This is a genomic window from Chroococcidiopsis sp. [FACHB-1243] (assembly GCF_014696895.1).
Classification (GTDB): Bacteria; Cyanobacteriota; Cyanobacteriia; order Cyanobacteriales; family Chroococcidiopsidaceae; genus Chroococcidiopsis.
This window is the reverse complement of sequence record NZ_JACJQX010000040.1, coordinates 1-21694: the sequence shown is the minus strand read 5'-3', so window position 1 is coordinate 21694 and position 21694 is coordinate 1. Positions and strand designations below refer to the sequence as shown.

Sequence of the window (21694 nt, the reverse complement as noted above, 5' to 3'; positions counted from 1 at the left end):
GCAGAAAATTGCGATCGCTACCATAGCAACCCTATCTGATTCGTTTAATTCAAGCGTGGTGTGTGTGATGCCCACTCTACAATTGCTGACTTTAAAGAAAATTATCCTAATTCAAATCATCGAACGCTAGTACAAGGAGACTATATGAAACTCAAAATTATTAATTCTCAAACTAATGAAGAACTTCAGGAGTTCGACTTAGCATCAGCAATTCGCAGCGATGGAAAATGTATTGTTGGACGTTCTGCTACTTCTGGCTTGGTTCTCGAAAGCACTGATATTAGTCGTAAACACGGTAAGTTTTCTTACAAGAGCGGTAAATATTATTTTACTGACACAGGTAGTTCTAATGGCTCTTTAATCAATAATCAAGTTGCTACAAAAAATAGAGCTTATCTACTTAAGGCTGGAGATGTAATTCATCTAGGAGATTTTCTGCTAATTCCACAGCAGATTACTGGAGTTTATGAAGATGCTACAGTCATCGCGCCATTAGCGTTTTCATCTCCATCTAATGCCGAGAAACCCAGTGTCTCAGAAATTTCAGCCTCATCAGAAATCAGTGAAATGACACCAGCACAACCAGCAGACGAAGCCGCCGCAGAAGAAATTCCAGCAGCAACTGGTGAACTGGAGAATATGGAACAGTCCGATCTCGATGATATTGCTTCAGAAGAGTTTAGTGAGGACAGGGCAAAAATTACAGATGGCGTGGAAGCATCAACACCGCCAGAAGTGATAGTAGAAGGCACAGCAGAAATGCCCAATGCTATTGTTAGCGAATCCGATCTTGCCGAGTCCGATCTTGTTGAGTCCGATCTTGAAGATATCCCTGCTGATGCTTCCTTGGAACAGCCACATGAAGATATCTCAGCAATAGCTACGGACGAATCTACTATTTTACAAGAGTCGATGTCACCTGAAGAGATGGTTGAAAGCGAGCCTCTTGAAGAAGTGAGGAGTGAGGAGCGAGAAGCGAGGTTAATGTCACCTGAAGCTATGGTAGAAAGCGAGATTGCAGAAGATATGGTAGAAAGTGACACCGCAGAAGATATGGCAGAAAGTGATATCGCAGAAGATTTAGTTGAAAGCGATCCCGCAGAAGATTTAGTTGAAAGCGATCCCGCAGAAGATTTAGTTGAAAGCGATCCCGCAGACATTCTCGCAGCTATTGCTGAACAACCAGAACTTAGTGAAGAACTCCATACCGATACTACAGATGCAGAAGAGATTGCTGAGGAAAACGCGGCAGAGGTTGCAGAAGATTCAGTAGCAGTAGAAGTTGCAGAAGCAAGCACTTTAGAAGAATCCTCAGAGTTTTCTGAGCTAGCAGCGAGTACACCCACAGAAAATTTAGAAGCTGAAGCTACATTGACTGAGAATACCTTCATTCAAACCGATCTGCCCGACTGCATGAGTGTGGAAGTCAGCGATGCAATCGTTTCCCCACCCAATGAAACGACTGACGAAGAACTTAGCGATCGCGATGATATTTCAGTAGTTCCAGAAATCCTCAAGGAAAAACATATTGTTCTCCTGGCTCATGATAGCCAAAAAGTAGAGTTAGTTGATTTCATCGAGCGCCATCAAGCAACTTTCTCCAAATGTTTGTTTATGGCTCCTGCTGCTATTAGTGAAGCTTTGATGCAATATGATATACCAGTAAGCCGCAAGCTACCTAACTTAACTGCTGGTGGTTATCAAGAAATTAATTCGGCGATCGCCTCTAAAAATCTTTTAGGTGTAATTTTCCTACGAGATTTCTTTGTTCCCCAACCGACACAAGCAAATGATGAAGCTTTGTCCAGATCTTGCAATGTGAATCAAGTTATCTTAGCAACAAATCTTGCAACAGCTCAAGCTTTTGAAGGATACATCCAGCATTTAATTACATCCAGTCCAAAAGTTAACCTAGCTGAAGGTTCAGGGCAATGAAAATTAAAGTGTTTAATTCACAAACCCAGACTGAAATTACTGAATTAGACTTCAATGAAGTATTTGAACGGGAAGACACTTACTTAATAGGTCGCTCTGAAAATTCTAGTTTGGTTTTGGATAGCTCTGATATTAGTCGGTTACACGGTAAGTTTTCTCAACAAAATGGAGAGATTTATTACACCGATCTCGGTAGTAGAAACGGCTCTTTAATTAACGGTCAAGCCGCTGTAGTCAATCAAGATTATCTACTCAAAAATGGGGATGCGATCCAAGCTGGAGAATTTGTTCTGATTATTCAAGAAACTAGCGAATTTCCTGAAGATGCAACAGTTGTTAAACCACTAGACGCTGTTGCACCTTGGCGCTTTGATTCTGATGCTGAGGTCGTCGCAGCTGACGTTGTGTCACACTCAAGCGCTTTGGTAAAAGCGACACCTTCAAATACTGAAGTAGACGATCCCAAACAGCAAACTCTTGCATTGTTCGCTGCAATCAATAAACGCATTCTCAATGAGTTGCAGGGAGCAGGTAACTTGACGCGGGAGGCATACCTCAAGGCAGTCCGTAAAGCGCGTGAGTCAATTGAAAACAAGATTTTGCTCGAACCAGAGGAGATTGAAAAACAGGCAGAAAAGCAATGGCAATCATTTGTCAAAAATACTTCAGAAGTTAGCAACCGTCTTGGTTCTGTTGCTGCGAAAAAAACTTCACAATTAGGCAGCCAATTAGGTTCTGCTGCTGTTAAAAGAGCTACACAGCTAAAAAATCGTCTCGGCTCTGCAACTAAAGCTGCCTTCAACTCTGCCTGGAGAGAGATTACAACTCCTCAGAAACCCGATCCGGAAAGTGCAGATAGACAAGCAACTGCCGATCCACTCAACAACACAACTCCAGACGATCGAAAGCAACAAGAGAAATCTGAGGATCATACACCATAATCTACAAACCATATTCTGCCAAATTAACTGACACTAATGCGATCGCAATCAATACTTCTCAGTTAGGATGCATAGCTGTTGAAGATCCCCCAACCCCCTTAACAAGGGGGCTTTAAGTTCTCTCCTTGAAAAAGGGCGCTTCCAGTTCTCTCCTCAAAATGGGCGCTTCCAGTTCCCCCCTTAAAAAGGGGGGCTAGGAGGGATCGAATCTTAACAAAGATAGATTGCATCAAATTCTTTTGCTCTGAGTACCAAAAAATTTTACAACTTATTTAACAATCATGTTAGGAACTCGTTATATAGCTCATAAATTGAGATTTTTGCAAAATCTTAAACTTGCTAGCAAATTCAACTTAATTTTGTTATTTGTTTTCCTAGTCGCTATTTTAATTAGTGGTACTAGTCTATCAAACTTACTACAACAAAGAGCGCAGCAAGAAGTAACAACTAAAGCAGATGTACTCTTACAAACAATGAGTGCCGTTAGGAGCTATACTAACGAAAACATAACCCCCCTCTTAACATCTCAGCTAGAAAATAGCCAAAATTTTATTCCAGAAACAGTAGCAGCTTTTTCTGCGATCGAGGTTTTTGATAAGTTCCGCAAAAACGCTAATTATCGAGACTATGTATATAGAGAAGCTGCTCTAAATCCAACTAATTTACGCGATCGCGCCGATCGATTTGAAACCCAGTTGATCGAGCAATTCACCAAAGAGCCAGCCAATACACAAAAATCGGGTTTTCGTACCTTTCCAGGCGGAGAATTCTTTTACATTGCTCGACGTTTTACAATTACAGATGCTAGCTGTCTGCGCTGTCATTCAACACCGGATAAGGCTCCTAAAAGTCAAATAGCAGTTTACGGTAGCGAACATGGTTTTGGTTGGCAATTAAATAAAACTGTTTTTGCCCAAATTATTTATGTTCCAGCAAATAGAGTTTTTGCAGCTGCTCGTCAGTTTTGGCAGTTAACCATGATCATGCTATTTGCTATCTCTGTTGCTGTCATGATTGTTATTAATTTATTGCTAAAACGTACCATTATCAAGCCAATCGCGCAAATTTCTCAAGTTGCTCAGGCAGTCAGTACTGGCAAAACAAATGCTGATTTTGAACAACGTTCTAATGATGAAATTGGCATCTTAGCAGCATCTTTTAATCGTATGAAATCTAGTTTAGAAATAGCTAAAACGATGTTAGAACGGAGGAAAAATAATAGTTAAATATTTAACCTATTAACTGCCGAGAAAATTTTTTTGATTGTTTGGCATTAGGAATTTTCTCTGCTAACATATTCACCAAGTCGGCTGGAGAAATTTGCGGATAAGTTTCCATAACTTCTTGAATTAACGAGCTAGCAATAGGACCAATAATCTCAGCTAAATATTCTTCACATTGTTGTAAAAAATTAGCATCAATTGCTTGAGTTTGTCCCGTTCTAGTTTGAGTGCCAGATTTTTGCAGCAATCCTCTTGCCTTTTTTTCAAATTCTATCTGTTGAGACGTAGAAAGATAGAGAAACAAATTCTCGACTAATTCTTTAGTACTAGAGGTTTGTGCTGCTATTTCTTCGATCAAGGTGGAAGCAATAGGTCCAATAATTTCTGTAATAATTTCTAACAAAGAGTCTTGTCCTAAAGACAGAATAGTGTCAGTAACTCCTGGTGCTACTGGTTCTATCGGTCGTTCGATGGTGCGATCGCCCATTGGTCGAATAACAGTTGAGTTATTAATATTCGTTGATTTGGTAACTATAGGTGAGAGGGGAGTTAGCGGTCGTATAGTGGTTTTGTTAGTAGTTTTGTCTTCAATATCGTGTTGAGTTCTTGGGGGCAAAACTGTTTCAGTTTCCACGGTAGTAGCAACTTGTAAAGCTATCTTCAGATCGTTGACTGAAGCAAAGCGATCGCTGGGAGCTTTATTTAAACAGCGCAATACTACCGCTTCTAATACAGGAGATAAATTCGATAAACTTGGTTGCGATCGCAGTGGTTTTACTGGCTTAGAAGTATGAGCTAAAGCCCAAGACATTTGATTAATGCTGCGCGTATTTAGTCCCAAGCCAAACGGGTCTGTACCGCTGAGCATTTCGTAGAGAATAATGCCCAAGCTGTAAATATCTGCACGTCCATCAATATCTTTTTCTACTTCTATTTGTTCTGGAGCAGCATAGTGAAACGTGCCAAGAAACATATTAGTTAGTTGAGTATATTCAACCCGATCTTCGCGAATTTTAGCAATGCCAAAGTCTAAAATTTTTACCAATTCTCCTAGAGTTGTAGGAACTAGAAAAATATTATCTGGTTTCAAATCGCGGTGAACCACTTGAATATGTTCTTTAACTGTGGCTTTTTCCCGCCATAAAGTTACCCCTTCATGTGCTAGAGAAAGCCCGTCACAGACTTGAGTAATAATATTTACAGTGCGCTCTATCGATAACTGCCGTTGTTGGCGCAGAAGTTGTCCGAGACTCTGCCCGCGCAGATATTCCATCACATAAAAGGGAAATCCTTCAGCAGTTACACCGTAGTCGCTAACTTCTACAATATGGTCGCTTTTGAGCGCCGCAGACACTGCTACCTCACGCTCAAATCGCTTTTTCAGGTCTAGGGATGTGACTAATGTATCCTTAAGCAGCTTTAAAGCTACCTGCTGACCGAGTAAGGTATCCATTGCCAAGAAAACATCTCCCATACCGCCCGCCCCCACGCGCCGATCTAAGCGGTATCGTTGGCGATCGCCAATAGTGCGACCAATCCAAGCATCGGACTGATTTACAAAGGGGTCTGGCATATTGCAAGGACTAAATGATTTACGCTCCTTCCTTAAAGTGTAACGTCACTACCTCTAGATTGAATTTGGCAAACTCTGCGCCGAACTGCTAAATCGCATGAGTGTCTCAGTTGGAGTAAGACTAAAATTGAGACATATATTGCTGCTATCCAAACAAATCATCTGAATGCTAATACCGTTAGTTTACCTGCTCCCCTCAAATTAGATATTGACTTAACTGACGAGCACTTTTTTCAGCTTTGTCAAAATAACCGTGACTTGAGATTCGAGCGCACAGCTACAGGGAAAGTAATTATTATGCCACCTACGGGAAGTGAAACTGGCGATCGCAACGCCGATCTAACTTATCAGTTAAGAGCCATATCACAATACTAACTACCCATTTTTAACCAACCAAAAACTTGTTCGACAGTTAGTGCAAGCTCAATTTCTGGTAAGACAGGTAAAGAATCTTTTCCCTGGAGCAGCAATGGCTGTTGCTCTGGTAAAAATACTAAAACACTAAAGTCCTCAGGATCGAGAAACCATCCCAGACGGCTACCATACTTCAGACAGTGCAAAATGTTGCCAATCACTTTATTAGGTTTTTGTTCTGGCGAAAGTATTTCAATTGTCCAGTCTGGCGGTAGTTCAAAGTTATCGGGAACTTCATCATCAACTGTGAATGGTATGCGCGTCCACTGAAATACAGCCACATCGGGTACGATGGAGCGTGACCCAAAGCTACACCGTAATTCAGGAAACGCATAGGCGATTTTCCGATCCTCTGCAACTTGATTGACCGCAGCACAGAGTTTACCTTGCAAGCGGCTGTGTCTCCCTTTTGGCATTGGCTTTTGAACGATCTCACCGTTGATATATTCGCTAGCAGGCTTGGTTTCTGGGAGCTTCAGAAATTCTTCTAGGGTGAGGGTTTGGGTAGTGGCGCTCATAGCTCCAAGAATCCTGCTTGAAGAGATGTGTTTTTAGTCTAGCAAAAAGGAGCTTGCCGCTTGATTGAAGCGCGATCGCACTCCAAAATGGCGAGCGCACGCTCATCAACATCATCCTTGAGCGATCGCCTGACTTCTAAGACTGTTGCTACAAGAGCGGCGATCGCACTCTTATAATCGTGAGAAAATGGAACAGGACTTATGTAACTGGCTTATTTACCCTGAATTATGTGACGATTGCATAAGTCCTATAAAAACCAAGCGCAGCTAATTATGAAGTTATGAAGCGAGAATTTAGTGTGATTATCGAGCGGGATACAGATGGCTACTTTGTCGCTTCGGTTCCTCAGCTGGCTGGATGTCATACGCAAGCTAAATCTTTAGATGAGTTGATGGAACGTATCCGAGAAGCGATCGCACTGTGTTTGGAATTTGAGCAAGAACAGGATTCATTAGATTTTGTGGGTGTCCAACGAGTGGCAGTTGAACTATGAGCCAACTGCCAAGTGTGACAGGACGCGAAGTCATAGCAGCTCTTGGTAAAATAGGTTTTGAAGTTGCTAGGGTACGCGGAAGTCATCATATTTTGTTACATAGTGATGGGCGTAGAACGGTGATTCCAGTCCATTCTGGAGAGGCAATTGGTCGGGGTTTATTTGCACAAATACTGCGCGATTGTCAAATAAACCGTGACGAATTTAAATCCCTATTATGAGATATAACGCCACATCACAGTGATATAGCGATCGCTTCTATCCAGGTGAAGCGGCGACGGATGATTTAATGAGCTGAAGTGCGATCGCACTACCGCTAACGCGTCCATTAAGAGCAGGCGATCGCTCAGCCAACATAGGCTAACTGATACTAAAATTGGGAAAAGATAGCCAGGTTTTAACCCCACGATGCCAACACCAGACACAGGACAAACAGCGGGAAACCTGATGCAAAACCTCTACGAAACTGACTTCTACGCTTGGACTCAAGAACAGGTTAACCTCCTTCGCCATCATCAATGGAGCCAGCTTGACCTACCTAATTTAATTGAGGAAATTGAATCTTTGGGAAGACAGCAACGTGCCGAATTACGAAATCGCTTGAGTGTCTTAATTGGGCATTTGCTGAAATGGGAATATCAGCCCGATCGACGAAGCCGTAGTTGGTTGAATACGATTCGCATACAACGGATAGATACGTTGGAACTACTTGAAGAAAATCCTAGTCTCCAGCCGTACTTACAAGAAGCTCTCCAGAAAGCATATCCCAAAGCAATTGCACTGGCTTCTGGAGAAACAAATCTACCCATTAAAACTTTTCCACAAGACTGCCTTTACACGCTGGAAGATATTTTGAGCGATCGCTTCTATCCAGGTGAAGCGGCAATGGACGATCTGATGAGCTGAAGTGCGATCGCGCTACCGCTAACGCACACTACAGAAGCGGGCGATCGCACTATTAATGGGGTTTGAGATGCACTAACGCAGCTACGTTGCTGCCTGTCGGTATGCTGTCCAATGATTCTTTAGATCTGGGTGTAAGCCTAGCAACCAGTTCTTGACTTCTTGTGCTTTGTACCCTTTTTTATCATCTTTTTCGGTATATCCCTCGCCTTTGTGCAAGCCTTCCCTGATGTCTAAGTAGACATGCTTTCCCCGATATTCTCCACTAGAAACTATTTTTGTACTCCAGAAACTTCCATCACTAAAATAAATATGCTCGAAGAAAGGACCGTTGTTTAATAATCCAGTTTCATATTTTGTTACTGTTATCTGTGGAACTTCATTCTCAGCCTTTACTTCCTCTGCCTTCTGCAATCGATCCCGTTGCACAGCCCCACCATTCTGCTGCACCACATGGGTCAACTCATGGGCAAGCAACTCCTGTCCTCCTCGACTGCCTGGATTGTATTCCCCTTGCCGAAAGAACACATCCTGTCCCGTTGTGAATGCACGAGCTTGTATTGATTGATTCAACTGGTGAGATTGAGCATCCGTGTGAACCTTCACCCCACTGAAATCAGTCCCAAACGCCTGCTCCATTGGTTGTTTGATACTGTCTGCAAGGGGCTGTCCGCTACCTCGTGCCTGTTGGATAGATGTTTCTAAATCTTGAGAGGCAGTCATCCCTGCACCAGTAGACTTCATTTGAAGTTCTTCGTCTTCTGGCATCGCTTGGCGCTGGATGCTGCCGATTTCCGGCTTCATCTGAAGCTCATGTTCTTCTGGTAATGCTTCGCGCTGGGTAGTTGGTGCATTAATCTGGTTGACTACCTGGGCAGCTACCCGATCTGCCTCTTGTTCGTACTTATCCCCTGGTTGTCCAATCGTGAGTTTTGCCTGTATTGGTGGCATTGCTTTTCTTTCAGGCGGAGCAACTGAGACATCGCCAGGAAACGAGTTCAAGCTGTTTTGATGGGTGCGATTAGCAACATCCAGCTTTCGCTGCATCTCATCAGCCATCTTTGCCTGTAGGAAAGTCAGTCGTTCCTGTCCTTCGGGCGTAATCGTGCCATGCTTAGCTTGAATTTTCAGGACTGTCGCCTCACGCTGGTGCTGTTGAATGACATGAGATTCGGTATCCTGCTGAGCATGAGGTGAGGACGAGTGACGTTGAGTTAAGACAGGAGCCATAGTAGATTCCTGTGGCTGTAGACTTCTTTCGGAGAATTTTTGTACTCTTGCGCGCACCATACCAACCTTAGAGAATTGTAGATTTTAGATTTTTGATGGAAAAACGCTTGTCAGTAGGAATTTTGAGAAATTTAATGCGATCGGAACTGATGAGTAGATAATGCCTCTATTGTGTCACTCAATGCTAGTGCGATCGATTAGACTTATGTCTAATTCCACTTATGAGGTTGTGTCTCTGGTTTTTTTTTTAACATCAAGCTCAAAACTAGTCGCATCCTTACTTCTAGCTCGTGGTAAATAAGCAAATAATAGAATACCGCCGCCGAGAACTTTTACGTTATCTTAACTCGACAATAACTAAACGCCAATAAATATTCGACTAATGTCTAATAGATTAAGGCAGTGACAGGTAAGACAATAGACAATGTTTTGACCACTTACAGTTAAGTCCAGATGCTAGACGATGAACTAACACTTGCACATCGACAAAAAAGTTAACTCGTTCGCTCTTTAACTTTCAAAATATCTTCTGATTTTCCCAAATGTATCAAGATAATGCACTTAAGGAGACTTGAGAATGAAAGCGTTACATACGAAGAAATTTCTTGAGAAAAAATCTACTTCAGACGCTGCAATACCAGTACAGTCTCAAATTAAGTCGCGTCCTTTTGTAGCGAACTCAGCCTCACAGAGTCAGAAGTTAACTCAGACATCAGAAAAAGCAAAGCCGCAAGGATTTAATTTTGCTGAGATCCCCGTGTTTTCAGGAATGAAACCAGCGATTTCTACCAAGCCTGCGAGTGCTGAAATACAGCATATACCTACTCAGAGTAATGTTATGCAGCGAGCAGATAAAGGGAAGGAACGAGCACAACTATCTGGTAATGAAGAAAATAATTTGGCTTCTCGCGGGAACGAGACTATATCTGATGATGAATTGTATGAGTTATTAGCCAGTTTAGAAGAAGAATCATCCGAAGATGAAAGATCTCCTCAAGAATTGTTTAGGGACATAGATCGACTATTAGCAGAATTTAATGATTCACAAGATTCAGAAGAAAATTTACTCGATCGAGATGGACAAGAGTTTTCTTCTGGGCAATCTAACTCTCAAGATATGCAGCAAGAAGATGAAAGCTCGATTAAAGAATTGTTTAGGGACATAGATCGACTATTAGCAGAATTAGATGATTTGCTAGATTCAGAATCAAAACTGGACAAACAGGCAGATAAGCTACCGCAACAACAGCAGTCACCCCAACAACCGCCAGCCCCAACAAGACCAGCACCTCCAATACCGCAACAACAGCAGTCACCCCAACAACCGTTACCTGCAACACCAAAGCAGGAAGCACAACGGCTACTACCAATGGACTATACGGCAAGAGAGCAGGCAATTAAAGACTTACAGCAGCAGAAACGATCGGCTTTTGTAAATTTAGTTATTGAGGAATTAAGGGAACTAGATCGCCAGCAAGCCGCAATTAGAGGATTAGAAGGGAGAATTCTGTCACAAGCACCACAGCAAGAACAGCAATCAGCAGCACAAACGTCGCCGCAAAAGGTTGCGGAAGGAATGAGGCAATACGAGGCTTATTCGGATCAAACCAAACTTCTGGGACAGGACTCAACACACACAAATGTCGATCAGATTGCTCTACAAAATCTTCCTGCCAACGATCGAGATCCAGGGACGGCTTTACCCAATCTTCCCACTGACACTCCGGCAAAATTTGGCAATGATGCTGCTGTAATTGGTGAAACCAGGGATGAAGTCAGAGCTGTTGGTGGTTTGATCATACTTCGAGATTCTTATCGTCGCCTTCGGGATGGACTTACCAATAAGAAGAAGCCGACTAGAGAAAGGATTGCTAATGCGACTGGTGGTGCAGGTGAGATGACTTCCGCTGGTACATACACTACGATAGTAGGAACCCAAGCAGCAGCAGCCATCTCACACCATATTCATCAGCAGGATGCCACGCCAGCGTCAGGAGCTATAGCAGGTGCTAGGGAAGGAGGTAGGATACCACCAGGTACAGCAGGTACGTCGATACCCATTAATGCTGGTCAGGCATTAGGTAGTATTTTAACAACTGTACCAAAACTGATCAATTATACTGATGCAGCAGTGAAAGCTATTAAAAAAGAGAATTTTGGCGGTCACAAGTCTGTGGGTAGGGGTGTTAAAAACGTTGCGGACTTGACGAGGTCAATCGCCGGTGCAGTTAAAGACGCTTCTAATTTGGCACAGAATAGTGGCGCAGTAGCGGCAGAAGCATCGAAAATAGTTGCTGGAGGGGCGGTTGCTCCTGCTGCGAATGCGGTAGTCGGTAGCGCAGAGGCTATCCAAGGCAGCTACAAAATTCATAAGGCTCGCATGAACAAAAAAGGTCTGGATCGGATAGAAACAGAGGATACAGATACTATAGATAAACTAAAACAAATACAAGATAAGAAAATTAAGCGCGCAGCCATAAATACAGTTCTTGGAAATACAACACTAGCTGCTGGGGTTGTTGGATTCACTGCTGGTCCACCAGGATTAATCGCTGCTACTGCTATGGGTGCTGGTGTGGGAGCCTTTCAAATTGGGCAATGGGGAACAAGAAAATTTAAGCAAAAAATGCGAGACAAGGAAATGAAAGGATTTGATGCAACCAAGTCCACAAAGTCAAAAAATCAGACCAGGAGCGAACTTGCTGAAAATGTTTTCGCCATGCTGGAAGGTTCTGGCAACAAGGAAAAAGAAACTATATTCTCTAGTATTGGTTTAAATGAAAATAAGAAAGATAGTGTAGTTCAACAAGTCTACAATGATGTACTAGCTCAGTATTTGGGATCAGAAGAACTTCAGCAGCCTACAACTCCAGTTAATCAAATATTAAAGCTGAAAGGAGACAAGCATAATTTGAAACAGGAAGTGAGTTGGGATAAATTAAGCGATCGGGATTTCCCAGCAGAGTTTAGAAAGCTCGTGAAGAAGGCAGCGATCGTCGAAGCTTTGAAGAAGCGTTGAAGAAGTCACCGCGATCGAAAAAACCGTCTGCCCATCGCAGAAGAAATTAAGTTCAACTTCTGCTTCAATCAAAGATTCCTCCAACTTGAAATATTCGCACTAAGCCCGATCGGTAAGTGTTTTACTGTACGGCTTACTTAGCATCAACTAAATCTTAAATAGCAGTACTTGATTGACAATCTTCTGCAAGTTTTGTACCTAGTAATATCTCTATTATGACTTTTGATGCTAGTGCGATCGATTAGACTTATGTCTAATTACATTTATTGAATTATGCTGCTAAATTAATAAACATCGAAACTAATCGTAGGCATATTCATGCTGACTTTGATTCTTCAGACGTTGGCAGAACTGCTAGCTGGGGGGACAACACTCACTAGTACAGAGCAAATTGACTTTAGCCATCCTGCCAGTCTCACAGACCAAAATAGAGGTTCCTTACTGAATGTTTACCTCTATGACATTCGCGAGAGCAAGCAGATGCAACAATCTGGCAGACAGGTCGATCGCTATTTTACTGGAGAGCGGCAAGGAATAGCAACGGTAAGCTCTGCACCTACTTGGTTTGACATTTCTATTATCATTACAGCGATCGATCGCACCGCTCTAGGAGAATATCATCTGCTAAGCGAGGCTTTGTCCTTTTTGCTACGGCACAATTCACTGCGAGAAGAGTTCCTACCGCCTGACTTACGGGGTTATGGTAATTTATCCATGAATATCTCTTTAGACCCAGCCATTGAACTCGGAGGGTTATGGAGTGCGCTCTCTGTTCCCCTGCGTCCGGCGATTCATCTCACCATTACAGTTCCAATTGAGCCGCGAAGAACATCAGTTCCTTTAGTTTGGCAACGAATTTTTGGAATGCAACACCCTTTGCAAGATGTGACTGAAGGCAAGAGTGTTAAAACCAGGCGCGTCGCTATTGTCGGTACGATTAAAAGTAGCGTCACGACGCAGCCAATAGCTGGAGTAGAGGTGGCACTACTGGGAACTGAAAAATCAGCGACCAGTGACTCAGAAGGACTATTCTTTTTTGAAAACTTGCGCTTTGGCAACTACGTGTTGCGTTTAAGTTACCTGGGCTACCAGTCACAAAACTGTAACGTACTGGTAGATAGTCTCACTTACACTTTTAAAGAAATTTTGCTAACCCCAGTTTAATAACCCCTGTTTAATGCCCCCTATTTAATGCCACGTTATTAAGCCTCTATTAGAGGTGGTTACAGGTTAAAGAGCAAGGGAAGCAGAAAAAATTCTATTCTCTTAACTCTTTTTCTTTTCCCTTGTTGCGACTAATGCCGCAAAGTTTATTCAACAAAACTTGAGGTAACGCTTTTATGGCTAGACTTGATTATTTTGCTCCTGGCGTGTACGTCGAGGAGGTCGATCGCGGTAGTCGCCCGATTGAAGGAGTCAGTACTGCGATCGCTGGGTTCGTTGGTTTTACCGAGGATGTGCGTGACGGTGCGGAGCTATTCAAGCCAATGCTCGTCACCAATTGGACGCAATACCTGAATTACTTTGCCAGTCCCAATTCTGACGGCTTTACCGACTTCAACGCCTATATGCCCTTTGCTGTCTACGGCTACTTTATGAACGGTGGCGGGCGTTGCTGGATTACGAGTATTGGCACTCAATTACCTGGAACACCTCAACCAGCACAACAGCGAGTAGCTAGCGTGCAGGTTCCCAGACGTGGAAATCGCCCCAGTTTAAACTTGTCGCTCCGTCCAGAACAGGCATCTGGTGGCGCTATCCAAATTGTAATTGATGATAGCAGACCCCGCGCTCTCCCCGAAGGAACTGAAGGCGAACCACCACCGAATACAGGAGAATACTTTTCTCTGCAACTACGACGCGGCGATGAAGTTCTGGAGCAATATGACAACTTGACCATGAATCCAAGTCCTCCAGAACAGGTAGCAACGTATGCAATTAATGCACTGCGTTCCTCGATGTACGTCGAGATCGCAGATCGGGCGCAACCAGGACAGCCCTTGACTCGCCGCCCTGTGAACGGTCAATATGACTTATCGCCGCCATTGGTAGTATCAACACTAGACAGATTTTCTCGCGATGTTGAAGGAGTACGGGACGATCGCACTGGTGTGCGCGGTATTTTTGAGATCGATGAAATTACGATGCTAGCTTGTCCCGATCTGATGCGAGCTTATGAAGCCCAGATTATGAACCTGGATCAGGTTCACGGCATCATGGAATTGATGGTAAGTATGTGCGAGGGATCTGCTAGTGGCGAAATTCCCAATCCTCCCAACCGCATGGTAGTGTTCGATCCACCCCCCGATTGTGTCAAACCTCAACAGGTGGTGGAGTGGTTGCAGGCATTTAACCGTCGTTCCATGTTTGCAGCCTTGTACTATCCTTGGATTAAAGTTCCCAACCCGCGAAATGGTGGTCGTCCCATTGCAGTTCCACCTTGCGGTCACATGATGGGCGTATGGGGGCGTACTGATGAAACGCAAGGAGTTTACAAAGCACCTGCAAATGAAGTTCCCAAAGGAGTTATTGGTCTAAGCTACGAAGTTAATTTCCGCGAACAGGAGCTACTCAACCCGATAGGCATTAACTGTATTCGCACTTTCCCCAATCGAGGCATTCGCATCTGGGGCGCTCGCACTCTCGTAGAACCTGACAAAACAGAGTGGCGTTACATCAGTGTGAGGCGATTGATCAGTTACATTGAGAAATCTATCGAGCTAGGAACTCAATGGGCAGTATTTGAACCGAATGATGAAGATTTGTGGGCAAGAGTCCGGCGTACGGTCAGCAACTTTTTAGAGCGGATCTGGCGCGAGGGAGGCTTATTTGGAGCAACTCCACAACAAGCGTTTTTTGTCAAGTGTGATGCGGAAAATAACCCGCCCGAAACCATGATTCTAGGTCGCTTATATGTTGATGTTGGGGTTTGCCCCGTGCGACCAGCTGAATTCGTGATCTTCCGCGTCAGCCAGTGGAGTCCTTTAGAAAACACTGAGGAATAGAGCCGTCCGATTAATTCAACTATCCAATTAGTTTAGTTCATTGTAGGAGATTTAATTATGCCACAGGCACCTGAATATGCTACAGCCTCTCGGTTTTACTTTGAAGCAGGTAATGTTAAAGCACCAGTCAAGGAATTTTCCAATGTAGGGATTGACGCACCTCCGACCGAACACAATATGGGTTCCGATCAGAAGGGGTGGACGTACCAACCACTGCCTACCCCACCCAAACCCGCGAATCCAACTGTTGTCATCTATGGATCGAAGGATAAAAATCTCTACAAGTGGTATATGGACTGCAATCCAAATACAGGCGGAAAAGGTAAGTGGAGTAGCAACCTCAGAGACGCTAGTATCACAGTTTACGATCAAGCAGGTTCTAAAATGATGGTTTGGCAGATTAAACAATGCTATCCTTGCAAGTATAATGTTTCATCGCTCAATGCTAGTGGAACTGATATACTCACTGAGACGATTGAATTAGTGCCGCAAGAGATAATTCGCGAGTCGTAAATATAGTAATTACCTTATACCCCTCTAATTCAGGGGGGCTTTACTTCCCATATTCAGAGCGATTAAAATCACCAATGCCAAACATAACTGAGTTTCTCACAGCCCAGAGGTTTTATCTGGAGCTAAAGTTAGATGGCTTCAAAGAACAAGTTGATGCAATTTTTTTAGAGTGTCAGGGATTTAACCGCACTCAAGATGTGATTGAAATTTGTGAAGTGACTCCGAATAAATGGGGTAAAGCAAGTAAAGGTGAAGTTGTCAGGACAAAACTCCCTGGCAATGTCAAGAGTGGTAACTTAACACTGCGACGTGGTATGAGTAATTCCATTACTTTTTGGAACTGGTTTCAATTAGTTCAAGATGGTAATTGGTCAAAGCAGCGAAAAGATGCTTCTTTAACAATTTACGACCAAGCAAAAAAACCACAAGCAAGATTTAACTTAATTGCCGCTTGGCCTACTAGCTATAAACTTGCTGATGTCAATGCTCGGAGTACAGATCTTGAAATTGAGGAGATAGAAGTCGCGTTTGAAGGATTTAAGCGGATTCAGACTTAAGGAGTTCTATGTTTCAAACTGAGTTTGAGTTTACTTTACCAAAAGGGTATGCAGATGGTGAAGGGAATCTGCATCGCAAAGGAGTGATGCGGCTAGCAACTGCAATTGATGAAATTGCTCCCTTGCGAGACCCCCGTGTTAAGAGCAATCCCGCCTATTCTACTATTATCATTCTGGCGCGTGTGATTACCTGTTTAGGAGCGATAACAGAAATTACACCTACCGTGGTGGAAGGTTTTTTTGCTGAAGATTTGAACTATTTACAAAACTTTTACCGTCAGATCAATGGGCTGAAAAGTGAGGCAGTAAAATCAGAGGAAGTGAAGTCAGATGACAGTCTAACGACTTTGGCATCCTAAGTTTTTAAATTGCGACTTGACCCGATTCACGCGAGTTTGTCTATGTCTCGTAAAGAAACTATTTCTACAGAATATTCCTTCACACTACCGTGTGGGCTGAGCGATTCTCAAAATCGAGTTAATCGGCAGGGGAAAATGCGCTTAGCTACCGCTATAGATGAAATCTTGGTGCAGCAACAGCAACAAGTGCGAGATAATTCCGCTTATGGTAGTTTAGTCATGCTATCGCGGGTAATTACTCGCTTAGGTAGCCTCACCTCTGTAACACCTAAAATGCTAGAGGGGCTGGTGCTGCAAGACATTGCTTATATGCGAGAATTTTACAATCAAATTAATCAAAGCGGACAAGCACATATTCCCACTCAATGCCCTCACTGTAATTCTCAATTTGCCGTAGAATTTGCTTTAGCGGGGGAGTCTTAAGCTACCCCTCAGCGCAATTATACGAGGAGGTAGCTTTTATTGCATTTCACTTCCACTGGTCGCAAGCAGAAATTCTCAATCTCGACCACACGAGCCGTAAACGTTGGGTGAATGAAATTAATCAAATTAACCAAAAAATCGCTAATACTTGATAGAAGAGGAACGTGACGAGTTGCTCAATGAGAAATGAGTATGAGTCATAGACTTTCTTTAGTAACCGTGACAGCAGTATTGAAAAATTTGTTAGAAAATGGATTGGTCAATGACGCGATCGCTGCTAGTCTCGGTGAAGTGATTGTCACTGCCTTGCCACCCGATCGCATTTCCGTAGGAACTGACGAACGCGCTCAACTCAACCTATTTCTCTATCAAGTGACGCAAAATCGCAATGCTGACTGGATAGCTCCAGAAATCGGAAGAAAGCGCTTGCCAATAACTAGAGAAATACGTTCTGCAAATCCACCCCTCGCCCTTAACTTACACTACTTATTAACAGCTTACGGAGCCAAAGATTTTCAATCTGAGCTTTTACTAGAATATGTAATGCATTTGTTGCATGAGACTCCAGTTTTGACCTCCGAGGCGATCGAGATGGCATTGAAAAATGCATCAGCAGTTAATACATCGAGTATCCTGTCTCAAGTGCTTTCTTCTGTATCTGTCACCGATTTAGCTGAGAAGATCGGGCAAATCAAAATTAACCCAGAATTCTTTAGTATGGAAGAGACCTCCAAGCTGTGGTCTGCTTTACAAACAAATTATCGTCCATCAGTTGCCTATTGCGTATCAATGGTAGCGATAGACAGCCGTAACACTAATAGAGATTCCTCCTATACAGTACTGTCATCAAGACCGATTGTAGAAGCAGTGACAGCCCGATCGGGAGCAACTCAAGAGATTGTGGCGGGTAGCACCCTTCTGATTCGTGGAAAACAGTTGCTTGGCGATTTAACGCGGGTGCGATTGGGCGTTATGGAGTCACTGTTAGAACCTCAAGAGGTGACGGAAACTCAGGTTAGTTTTTCACTACCATCAAATCTATATGCTGGGATACATGGTGTCCAGGTCGTACACCTCAAGCTAGAAGCAGCAGGTATACAACACTTTAAAAGCGAATCTAACGTCGTGCCTTTCGTTTTGCATCCAACCATTACTGCCTCAGAGGCTCACATTCGAGAGAATGATAACAAATCATATTCAGGAGAAATCTCGATTCAGTGCAACCCTAAAGTGGGAAAAGCACAAAGGGTGACACTAACACTTTGTGAGGCTTCCAGTCATGGAGCAGAGTCTTGCTCTTTCTCAGCCACCTCACGCCATGAAGAGACTAACTTACTGGTAGTTCCTATCAATAATGTGAAGGCAGGAACTTATTTAATACAAATACAAGTAGATGGGACTCAAAGTTCCCTCCCAGGCGATCCATCTAGGCAGCATGATGCACTACAGGTAACGATATGAGCGATCGCTGGTATGAAGCAAATCAACGGTATTTATCTGCATCCATGGCTTCGATGAGGCAGATATTGGAGCAGTATGCTGTGAGTTTGCATAACTCTCCCGATCGGTTAAGTAACAATGACAAGTACGAGCAAGCTTTACAAAAAGCGGCTGAGGCTTTGCCAGCACCATCGGCATTGGAGAGAATTTGTCAAATTTTCGCTCTCTCAGATTTTGAACGCGATCTGCTTCTATTATGTGCAGCATTGGAATTGAGCAATGATTTTACTAGTGTGTGTAGTGCAGCTCAACCAGAGGGGCAAAAACCATACCCTACGTTAGGATTAGCCCTAGCAGCCTTACCAAACCCTCATTGGGATGCGATCGCCCCATACGCACCTTTACGTTTTTGGCGTTTAATTGAAATAGGAGAAGGTCATGCACTGACTCTCTGCCCGTTACGAATTGACGAAAGGATTTTGCACTATTTACTGGGAATTCAATATCTTGACGAACGATTGTCTGCGATCGTTGAGCCTTTACTAGCTAGTAACAGTCTAGTACCCTCACATCAAACAATAGTAGAGAGAGTCACAACTGTTTTGTCGCACGCTTCAACCGTAAAGGAATTGCCAGTTATTCAACTTTATGGTAAAGATTTTGCAAATAAACGCGATATTGCGGTCACGGTGTGTGAGATGTTGAGTTTGCAGCTAAATGCAATATCTGCACGGGCGATTCCAGTCACACCAAATGAATTAAATAGTTTTATTCGCTTGTGGAATCGGGAGATCCTTTTAAGTAGAAATGCCTTACTAATAAATTGCGATGAATTAGATACAAATGACGTAATTCGTGTGAGGGCGATCGCGCATTTAATCGAGCATTTGCACGGTGTTTTAATTATTACTAGTCAAGAAAAAATGACTGTAAAACAACGCCCAGCAGTTAGCTTTGAGATTCACAAACCAACCTCAGACGAGCAAGGCACATTATGGCGAGAGGCACTCAGCGATTTGGTTCCCCAATTAAATGGTGAGGTCGATACTTTAGTGAAACAGTTCAACTTGAACGCTGTCAGCATTCAAGCCGCTCGTGCGGAAGTCGTAGGAAACTTGAGCCAAAGACAGGAAAACGAGATCGATGACATATTATGGGATGTATGCCGAATTCAAGCACGCCCGCGTTTAGATGAACTCGCTCAGAGAATTGAATCAGTAGCTGGTTGGCAAGACTTAGTGCTACCGCCGTTACAGAAACAAATACTGCATGAAATAGCCGCCCATGTACGTCAACGAACTACTATATATGAATCGTGGGGATTTGGTGGCAAGAGTGCGCGGGGATTGGGTATTAGCGCCCTTTTTGCAGGTGCTAGCGGTACGGGTAAAACCCTAGCAGCTGAAGTTCTAGCAAATGAATTGCATCTCGACCTTTATCGGATTGACTTGTCTTCAGTTATTAGCAAGTATATTGGCGAAACAGAAAAGAATCTTCGGCAAGTCTTTGATGTCGCAGAGGAAAGCGGAGTCATTTTATTATTTGATGAAGCTGATGCTTTATTTGGCAAGCGCAGTGAAGTCAAAGAGAGCCACGATCGCTATGCCAATATTGAAGTCAGTTACCTATTGCAACGCATGGAAGCTTACCCTGGCTTGGCAATTTTGACAACTAATCTTAAGAGTTCGATAGACACAGCATTTTTACGTCGTATTCGCTTTGTGCTTCAGTTTCCCTTTCCAGACATGATTCAACGAGCAGAAATTTGGCGCCAGGTTTTCCCAACGAATACTCCCACAGAAGGGTTAGACCCGATGAAGTTGGCAAAATTAAATGTTGCAGGGGGCAACATCTACAATATCGCTCTCAATGCAGCTTTTCTCGCTGCTGATGCTGGAGAATCGGTGCAAATGAAACACCTGTTACGTGCAGCCCAAGCTGAGTATGCCAAATTAGAGAAACCCTTAACCGATGCAGAAGTGGGTAGTTGGACTCGATCTGAAGTTTAGACAGCATTATCTGTTTCGCAGATTGCATATTTAAGAGGTAAAATATGGATTTATCGAGGCATTACCTTTTCAGTAAATAGAAATGTCTGAGGAGTTATCCCACTAGTAGGGCGCTCTCGATTGTCGCGATCGAAAATTTGCAACAAGTGAGAACGATCGTTCTCACTATCAACTCGATGAACAAAATGAGTTTGATAAAAGTTCAAGCACCATTTCTGCTTTAATCCTTCCTACTAACGTGGAGTAAACTGAGCATTCAGTTAAGTTAAAGCTGTAGATGCGGCAGTTACCGCAAGTTTTGCAACGCATTTCTGTTAAAAACTCTTGCCTTTTCGCCTCATCTCTCTCTCTATAGCCGTAAGTTTTTTTCGTGTGAACTTAATTTTCTTTAAAGCTTTGCCAATAGTTCTGTCACTAATTTCTCCCTGCCAAGCTTGAGCCATTTCTTTTTGAGTTCGACTACCATGTTTTCGAGTAAATTCCTTAAATTCTTCTAAATTGGTGCTTTTTGTGCCATAGCCTCGTTGGTATCCTTCATTAGCTCGATAATATCCTGTTTCTTTCCTTTTATGAAGCTAGAAATTGGTAGTGTTTCGGCTAATTTTAAAGATTTTACTCGCTAGGGTTTTCCCCATTCCTCCATCTATTGTCTCAATGACTTTTCTTCTCAAGTCATAGCTGTAGGGGGCAGCCATTTTTTGCTCCAATTTACTCCGACTCTACTATGTCCTAATCTTTACCTCTTTTGCTATATCTGAAGTTTCAGGTCTTACTCTTCCTTAATGCGCCAATCTTATTGATGTTTCACGAGGCATGATGCGACGATCGCTTGACCTTGTTAATCCAACCTTGGCTCAGGCTCAACACTTGGGAATAGGATAGATCCTTATCGAATACCAGATCGAAGACAAACGGCTTCACCCACTTGGGAAAGCATTGATGGAGGAGTCATATTACAGTTGTATTTAAGTAGAGGAAAGACCAGCTCGTTTTTGAAAATGCCAGTAACGCGCAGTCGCGTTCTGGGGCACGTCGCCAATAAGACCACTGTAAAATGTGTTCGAGACACCAAACCGTAGGAAATAAGAGTCTAGATACCCATCGCTTCATCTGCCAAATACTTAGATGGATAATAAAC

21 protein-coding genes and 2 pseudogenes are annotated in these 21694 nt (G+C 43.2%); 17 read left to right on the top strand and 6 right to left on the bottom strand.

All coding sequences use genetic code 11. The features are described 5' to 3' along the window. Positions 1-144 precede the first annotated feature (144 nt). The 3 genes from H6G17_RS25025 to H6G17_RS25015 all read left to right on the top strand — a co-directional run bounded on the left by H6G17_RS25025 (position 145) and on the right by H6G17_RS25015 (position 4102). Positions 145-1935, top strand: coding sequence for an FHA domain-containing protein (locus tag H6G17_RS25025; protein ID WP_192161291.1), 1791 nt, complete (start codon positions 145-147; stop codon positions 1933-1935). Further along, positions 1932-2876 (top strand): FHA domain-containing protein, encoded by a 945-nt coding sequence (locus tag H6G17_RS25020; RefSeq protein ID WP_192161290.1) that lies wholly within the window; start codon positions 1932-1934, stop codon positions 2874-2876. Before H6G17_RS25025 ends, H6G17_RS25020 begins: the two co-directional genes overlap by 4 nt. 281 nt (positions 2877-3157) lie before the next feature. Beyond that, positions 3158-4102: a DUF3365 domain-containing protein gene (locus H6G17_RS25015; protein WP_192161289.1), complete on the top strand. Its 945-nt coding sequence runs from the start codon at positions 3158-3160 to the stop codon at positions 4100-4102. Between the two features lie 4 nt (positions 4103-4106). Here the strand turns inward: H6G17_RS25015 and H6G17_RS25010 are convergent, their stop codons facing one another. Beyond that, a complete protein-coding gene (locus H6G17_RS25010; protein ID WP_192161288.1) occupies positions 4107-5672 on the bottom strand; it encodes a serine/threonine-protein kinase in 1566 nt (521 codons plus the stop codon). Positions 5673-5834: 162 nt separating this feature from the next. Here H6G17_RS25010 and H6G17_RS34260 point away from each other — a divergent pair. Then, positions 5835-6041, top strand: a pseudogene (locus H6G17_RS34260) (Uma2 family endonuclease); the annotation flags it as partial. A 2-nt stretch (positions 6042-6043) separates the two neighbouring features. Here H6G17_RS34260 and H6G17_RS25000 read toward each other — a convergent pair. Further along, positions 6044-6604 (bottom strand): Uma2 family endonuclease, encoded by a 561-nt coding sequence (locus H6G17_RS25000; protein ID WP_192161287.1) that lies wholly within the window; start codon positions 6602-6604, stop codon positions 6044-6046. A gap of 281 nt (positions 6605-6885) precedes the next feature. Here H6G17_RS25000 and H6G17_RS24995 point away from each other — a divergent pair, with 281 nt between their 5' ends. Then, complete coding sequence (locus tag H6G17_RS24995; protein ID WP_192161286.1) at positions 6886-7098, top strand: type II toxin-antitoxin system HicB family antitoxin; 213 nt, start codon at positions 6886-6888, stop codon at positions 7096-7098. Further along, complete coding sequence (locus H6G17_RS24990; RefSeq protein WP_192161285.1) at positions 7095-7319, top strand: type II toxin-antitoxin system HicA family toxin; 225 nt, start codon at positions 7095-7097, stop codon at positions 7317-7319. The genes H6G17_RS24995 and H6G17_RS24990 overlap by 4 nt, the downstream gene beginning before the upstream one ends. Here H6G17_RS24990 and H6G17_RS24985 read toward each other — a convergent pair. Next, a complete protein-coding gene (locus tag H6G17_RS24985) occupies positions 7314-7505 on the bottom strand; it encodes a hypothetical protein (protein WP_192161284.1) in 192 nt (63 codons plus the stop codon). The two genes, H6G17_RS24990 and H6G17_RS24985, sit on opposite strands and share 6 nt — an antisense overlap. A gap of 1 nt (position 7506) precedes the next feature. On the opposite strand from H6G17_RS24985, the gene H6G17_RS24980 reads away from it, so the two are divergent. Continuing rightward, positions 7507-8004 (top strand): DUF29 domain-containing protein, encoded by a 498-nt coding sequence (locus H6G17_RS24980; protein WP_199316984.1) that lies wholly within the window; start codon positions 7507-7509, stop codon positions 8002-8004. Positions 8005-8085: 81 nt separating this feature from the next. On the opposite strand, the gene H6G17_RS24975 is transcribed toward H6G17_RS24980, so the two are convergent. Further along, complete coding sequence (locus H6G17_RS24975; RefSeq protein WP_199316983.1) at positions 8086-9231, bottom strand: DUF4157 domain-containing protein; 1146 nt, start codon at positions 9229-9231, stop codon at positions 8086-8088. A gap of 577 nt (positions 9232-9808) precedes the next feature. Here H6G17_RS24975 and H6G17_RS24970 point away from each other — a divergent pair. The 10 genes from H6G17_RS24970 to H6G17_RS24930 all read left to right on the top strand — a co-directional run bounded on the left by H6G17_RS24970 (position 9809) and on the right by H6G17_RS24930 (position 20556). After that, positions 9809-12250: a hypothetical protein gene (locus tag H6G17_RS24970; protein ID WP_192161283.1), complete on the top strand. Its 2442-nt coding sequence runs from the start codon at positions 9809-9811 to the stop codon at positions 12248-12250. Between the two features lie 318 nt (positions 12251-12568). Then, positions 12569-13414, top strand: coding sequence for a Pvc16 family protein (locus H6G17_RS24965; protein ID WP_192161282.1), 846 nt, complete (start codon positions 12569-12571; stop codon positions 13412-13414). A 176-nt stretch (positions 13415-13590) separates the two neighbouring features. After that, the gene (locus tag H6G17_RS24960; RefSeq protein WP_192161281.1) at positions 13591-15255 is read left to right on the top strand and encodes a phage tail sheath C-terminal domain-containing protein; all 1665 of its coding nucleotides are present in this window, start codon (positions 13591-13593) and stop codon (positions 15253-15255) included. Positions 15256-15312: 57 nt separating this feature from the next. Further along, positions 15313-15768, top strand: a complete 456-nt coding sequence (locus H6G17_RS24955) for a phage tail protein (protein ID WP_192161280.1) — start codon at positions 15313-15315, stop codon at positions 15766-15768. A 74-nt stretch (positions 15769-15842) separates the two neighbouring features. After that, entirely contained in the window at positions 15843-16325 is a 483-nt protein-coding gene (locus tag H6G17_RS24950; RefSeq protein WP_192161279.1) for a phage tail protein, read from the top strand. An 8-nt stretch (positions 16326-16333) separates the two neighbouring features. Further along, positions 16334-16684 (top strand): hypothetical protein, encoded by a 351-nt coding sequence (locus H6G17_RS24945; RefSeq protein WP_192161278.1) that lies wholly within the window; start codon positions 16334-16336, stop codon positions 16682-16684. 42 nt (positions 16685-16726) lie between these two features. Beyond that, on the top strand, positions 16727-17107 hold the full coding sequence (locus H6G17_RS24940; protein ID WP_192161277.1) for a phage tail assembly protein: 381 nt from the start codon (positions 16727-16729) through the stop codon (positions 17105-17107). After that, on the top strand, positions 17071-17259 hold the full coding sequence (locus H6G17_RS34805) for a DUF6760 family protein (protein ID WP_347276467.1): 189 nt from the start codon (positions 17071-17073) through the stop codon (positions 17257-17259). Before H6G17_RS24940 ends, H6G17_RS34805 begins: the two co-directional genes overlap by 37 nt. Positions 17260-17299: 40 nt before the next feature. Beyond that, positions 17300-18568: a DUF4255 domain-containing protein gene (locus tag H6G17_RS24935; protein ID WP_192161276.1), complete on the top strand. Its 1269-nt coding sequence runs from the start codon at positions 17300-17302 to the stop codon at positions 18566-18568. Continuing rightward, positions 18565-20556 (top strand): ATP-binding protein, encoded by a 1992-nt coding sequence (locus H6G17_RS24930; protein ID WP_192161275.1) that lies wholly within the window; start codon positions 18565-18567, stop codon positions 20554-20556. Before H6G17_RS24935 ends, H6G17_RS24930 begins: the two co-directional genes overlap by 4 nt. A gap of 297 nt (positions 20557-20853) precedes the next feature. Here H6G17_RS24930 and H6G17_RS33585 read toward each other — a convergent pair. Together H6G17_RS33585 and H6G17_RS33170 are read right to left on the bottom strand one after the other, a co-directional pair. After that, a pseudogene (locus tag H6G17_RS33585) lies at positions 20854-21251 on the bottom strand (IS630 transposase-related protein); the annotation flags it as partial. A gap of 253 nt (positions 21252-21504) precedes the next feature. Continuing rightward, on the bottom strand, positions 21505-21694 hold a 190-nt coding region (locus H6G17_RS33170; RefSeq protein ID WP_206757171.1), incomplete at its 5' end, for a hypothetical protein.

Coding starts and splice junctions, on each gene's coding strand:
- H6G17_RS25025 (WP_192161291.1), top strand. CDS start 145: ATGAAACTCAAAATTATTAATTCTCAAACTAATGAAGAACTTCAGGAG.
- H6G17_RS25020 (WP_192161290.1), top strand. CDS start 1,932: ATGAAAATTAAAGTGTTTAATTCACAAACCCAGACTGAAATTACTGAA.
- H6G17_RS25015 (WP_192161289.1), top strand. CDS start 3,158: ATGTTAGGAACTCGTTATATAGCTCATAAATTGAGATTTTTGCAAAAT.
- H6G17_RS25010 (WP_192161288.1), bottom strand. CDS start 5,672: ATGCCAGACCCCTTTGTAAATCAGTCCGATGCTTGGATTGGTCGCACT.
- H6G17_RS25000 (WP_192161287.1), bottom strand. CDS start 6,604: ATGAGCGCCACTACCCAAACCCTCACCCTAGAAGAATTTCTGAAGCTC.
- H6G17_RS24995 (WP_192161286.1), top strand. CDS start 6,886: ATGAAGCGAGAATTTAGTGTGATTATCGAGCGGGATACAGATGGCTAC.
- H6G17_RS24990 (WP_192161285.1), top strand. CDS start 7,095: ATGAGCCAACTGCCAAGTGTGACAGGACGCGAAGTCATAGCAGCTCTT.
- H6G17_RS24980 (WP_199316984.1), top strand. CDS start 7,507: ATGCCAACACCAGACACAGGACAAACAGCGGGAAACCTGATGCAAAAC.
- H6G17_RS24975 (WP_199316983.1), bottom strand. CDS start 9,231: ATGGCTCCTGTCTTAACTCAACGTCACTCGTCCTCACCTCATGCTCAG.
- H6G17_RS24970 (WP_192161283.1), top strand. CDS start 9,809: ATGAAAGCGTTACATACGAAGAAATTTCTTGAGAAAAAATCTACTTCA.
- H6G17_RS24965 (WP_192161282.1), top strand. CDS start 12,569: ATGCTGACTTTGATTCTTCAGACGTTGGCAGAACTGCTAGCTGGGGGG.
- H6G17_RS24960 (WP_192161281.1), top strand. CDS start 13,591: ATGGCTAGACTTGATTATTTTGCTCCTGGCGTGTACGTCGAGGAGGTC.
- H6G17_RS24955 (WP_192161280.1), top strand. CDS start 15,313: ATGCCACAGGCACCTGAATATGCTACAGCCTCTCGGTTTTACTTTGAA.
- H6G17_RS24950 (WP_192161279.1), top strand. CDS start 15,843: ATGCCAAACATAACTGAGTTTCTCACAGCCCAGAGGTTTTATCTGGAG.
- H6G17_RS24945 (WP_192161278.1), top strand. CDS start 16,334: ATGTTTCAAACTGAGTTTGAGTTTACTTTACCAAAAGGGTATGCAGAT.
- H6G17_RS24940 (WP_192161277.1), top strand. CDS start 16,727: ATGTCTCGTAAAGAAACTATTTCTACAGAATATTCCTTCACACTACCG.
- H6G17_RS24935 (WP_192161276.1), top strand. CDS start 17,300: ATGAGTCATAGACTTTCTTTAGTAACCGTGACAGCAGTATTGAAAAAT.
- H6G17_RS24930 (WP_192161275.1), top strand. CDS start 18,565: ATGAGCGATCGCTGGTATGAAGCAAATCAACGGTATTTATCTGCATCC.